This is a genomic window from Immundisolibacter sp. (assembly GCF_028696615.1).
Classification (GTDB): domain Bacteria; phylum Pseudomonadota; class Gammaproteobacteria; order Immundisolibacterales; family Immundisolibacteraceae; genus Immundisolibacter.
Genome location: NZ_JAQVGQ010000282.1, coordinates 1 through 2991, shown reverse-complemented (window position 1 = coordinate 2991; position 2991 = coordinate 1). Strand labels below are relative to the sequence as shown.

At 72.1% G+C, this 2991-nt stretch carries 4 protein-coding genes; 2 read left to right on the top strand and 2 right to left on the bottom strand.

The genetic code is table 11. From position 1 onward, the window contains the following. Positions 1-469, bottom strand: a 469-nt coding sequence (locus PHC73_RS13230) for a nucleoside triphosphate pyrophosphatase (protein ID WP_300129194.1), incomplete at its 3' end; no start/stop codon positions are given. A 90-nt stretch (positions 470-559) separates the two neighbouring features. Between PHC73_RS13230 and PHC73_RS13225 the strand changes: the two genes are divergently transcribed. After that, on the top strand, positions 560-1279 hold the full coding sequence (locus PHC73_RS13225) for a hypothetical protein (RefSeq protein WP_300129192.1): 720 nt from the start codon (positions 560-562) through the stop codon (positions 1277-1279). A gap of 91 nt (positions 1280-1370) precedes the next feature. After that, positions 1371-2165 (top strand): cytochrome c biogenesis protein CcsA, encoded by a 795-nt coding sequence (gene ccsA, locus PHC73_RS13220; protein ID WP_300129190.1) that lies wholly within the window; start codon positions 1371-1373, stop codon positions 2163-2165. An 8-nt stretch (positions 2166-2173) separates the two neighbouring features. Here the strand turns inward: ccsA and PHC73_RS13215 are convergent, their stop codons facing one another. Further along, complete coding sequence (locus tag PHC73_RS13215; protein ID WP_366949890.1) at positions 2174-2977, bottom strand: ABC transporter permease; 804 nt, start codon at positions 2975-2977, stop codon at positions 2174-2176. Positions 2978-2991 lie beyond the last annotated feature (14 nt).

Genomic DNA, 2991 nt, shown 5'->3' with positions numbered 1-2991 from the left:
CCGCCCGGCCCTGGATGGCATACGCGCCGGCCTTGTCGAGCGGCTCGCCGGTGGTGCAGTAGGCGGCGATCTCGTCCGCCGCCAGCGGCCGGAACGTGACGCGACTCTCGCTCAGGCGCAGCTCGTGTGCGCCCTCGTGCAGGCAGGCCACGGCACTCAGCACCGCGTGCGTGCGCCCGGACAGACGACGCAGCATGTCGGCCGCGTGCTGGGCGTGCGCCGGCTTGCCGAAGATCTCGCCATCCAGCACCACCACGGTGTCTGCCCCCAGCACGCAGTCGCCCGGCGCCGCCCCGGCCGCGCCGGCGCGCGCCTTGGCCAGCGCCAGCCGACAGACGTGATCGGCTGGCAGCTCGGCCGCCAGCGGCCGCTCGTCGACCGCCACCGCCAGCACCTCGAACACCACGCCGAGCTGGGCCAGCAGGTCGCGCCGGCGCGGCGAGGTGGATGCCAGTAGCAGTTGCGGCATGAAGCATGCTTCCAGTTGGCAGGAGTCACGAAAGTTTAACCGGCGCTCCCCAGCATGCGTGCCGACGCTCTACCGATCGAGGTTGTGACCATGCGCGACTGGACCCGCGTATTGCTGAACCACCACCAACGCAGCCTGCAGCGCTTCGCAGACCGCCGCCTGCTGGTGCTGTTCGATGTCGACGACACCTTCCTGGACATGCGCCTGGCCGTCACCAGCCTGCTGCGCGCCTACGACGCCAGCCACGGCAGCGCCTATTTCGCGGACCTCGAGCCGGCCTCGCTCGACCCGTTCGGGCGCGGCATCGAGACCGTGCTCGAGCGCTGCCGCGTGCCGGCCGCCGAGCAGCCGCAGGTGCTCGCCTGGTACCAGCAGCAGCGCCGCCGCGGCGACATCGCCCGTCTGGCCCATGCACCGTTCCGGGGCCTGCTGACGCTGGCCGCCTGGCTGCACGGCCAGCCACACACGGCGGTTGGCATCAATTCGGCGCGGCCGGAATTCCTGCGCCAGGACACGCTGCGCTGCCTGAACGAGCTGGCGGCCGGCACCGACCTGCGCTTCGTCGACCAACTGGCCTGGTTCACACCACACGGCTGGCGCGACGACGTCGGCGCCAGCAAGCTGGCCGCCATCGCCCAGGCCGAGCGCCGCGGCGCGCGCGTGATCGCCATGATCGACAGCAACCCGGCCGTGCTGGCCGCCCTGGCGCAAGCCGATCACGGCGACGACATGCTGCTGCTGCACAGCGTCGACCTGCTGTACAGCCAGGGCCCCGCCCCGCGCGCCGCGCGCCAGGTCGAAGCGGCCTGACCGCCTGCCAAACCGAAACTCCCGCGCGACACCGAAGGCCGGCAGCGGCTGCCGGTAGAATCGGCAGCCTGCCGCTGCCGCCTGGTCACCCATGCCCGCCTACCTGTCGCTGTTGCTCGCCCTTGCCTACCTGCTGCTCGGCGCCGGCTACGCCCGCCGGCTGCGCGCACCGGCGGGCGGACGCCGCCCGTTGCGTCTGGCCGCACTGGCGTTGGCCTTGGCGCACCTTGGCCTGCTGGCCGCGGTGATCCCAGAAGGCGCGGCGCTGACGCTCGGTTTCGGCAACGCCGTGTCGCTGCTGGCGGCGGTGGTGATGCTGCTGTTCGCCGGCGTGTCGGCGCTGCGCGGGGTCGACAACCTCGGCGTGGTGCTGGCGCCGCTGGCCGGCCTGTCGGTGCTGCTGATGCTGCTGCCCGACCACTCGACACCGCTGCCGGTGGGCGACGCCGCACCGCTCGTCGTGCACGTGGCGCTGTCGTTGGCCGCCTATGCGCTGCTGGCGCTGGCCGCGCTGCAGGCGCTGGTGATGGCCTATCAGGATCTGCGCCTGCGCCGGCATGCGCCGGGCGGCGTGCTGCGGGCGCTGCCGCCGCTCGGCGACATGGAGCGGCTGCTGTTTCAGCTGCTGGCGCTCGGCTTTGCAGCCCTCACGCTGGCCTTGATGTCGGGCGTGCTGTTCCTGGGCGACATCTTCGCGCCGCATCTGGTCGAGAAAACCGCACTGTCCATCGGCGCCTGGCTGGTGATCGGCACGCTGCTGATCGGCCGCCGGTACGCCGGCTGGCGCGGCCAGACCGCCGTCAACTGGACGTTGGCCGGTTTCGGCCTGCTGGCGCTCGGCTATCTGGGCAGCAAGTTCGTGCTGGAGTTCGTGCTGACTGGCTGACGCCGCCGTCAGGCGGCGCTCTCGGCGCTGTAGCGCGCCAGCAGGCCGCTGCGCCGGGCACGGGCGAACACACGCCGCAGCAGCCAGCCGGCCAGCAGCAGATGGCCGGCCGTGAGCGCCGCCGCCAGTGCCAGCTCGGCCAGCGGCATGGCGCCACCGGCTAGCAGCGCCCGCAGACCCTCGAACACATGCGCCGGCGGCAGCCACCAGCCGATGGTCTGCATCCAGCCGGGCAGCGTGGCGAGCGGGTAGAACACGCCCACGAACGGCGACAGGACGGCCGGGATGGGCCAGATCAGCCACTCGGCGGCCGGGCCGTAACGCAGCACCAGCGCGCAGCCGAACAGACCCAGCGCCACGCCAAAGCCGAACAGCACCGCCAGAAACGCCAGCGCGCGCAGCCCGAGCGGCGCCACGCTGAGCCCGAACAGCGACGTCGCCAGCGCCAGCATCACCACGAGCCCGACGGCGCTGGTCACCGCCGCCGCCACCACCAGCCCCGCCACGTACTCGCCAAGGCTGAGCGGGCTGCCGAACAGGTTCACGAAATTGCGCGACCACACGTCCTCCAGAAACGGCGTGGTCACGCCCTGCATGACGCGGGCAAAAAAATCCCATAGCAGCACCGCGCCCAGCAGGGCCGGCAGCAGCGGATGGGTGGCGCGGGCGATCGCCTCCACGTAACGGGCGATGAAGCCCCACAGCACCATGTCCACCGCCACCCAGGCGAACAGCGGCAGCACGCGCGCCGGCGACGAGCGCATGAGATCGAACTGGCGGCGCAGCAGCGCCAGCACACGCCGGCCGTTCATGCGAGCTCGCCGCC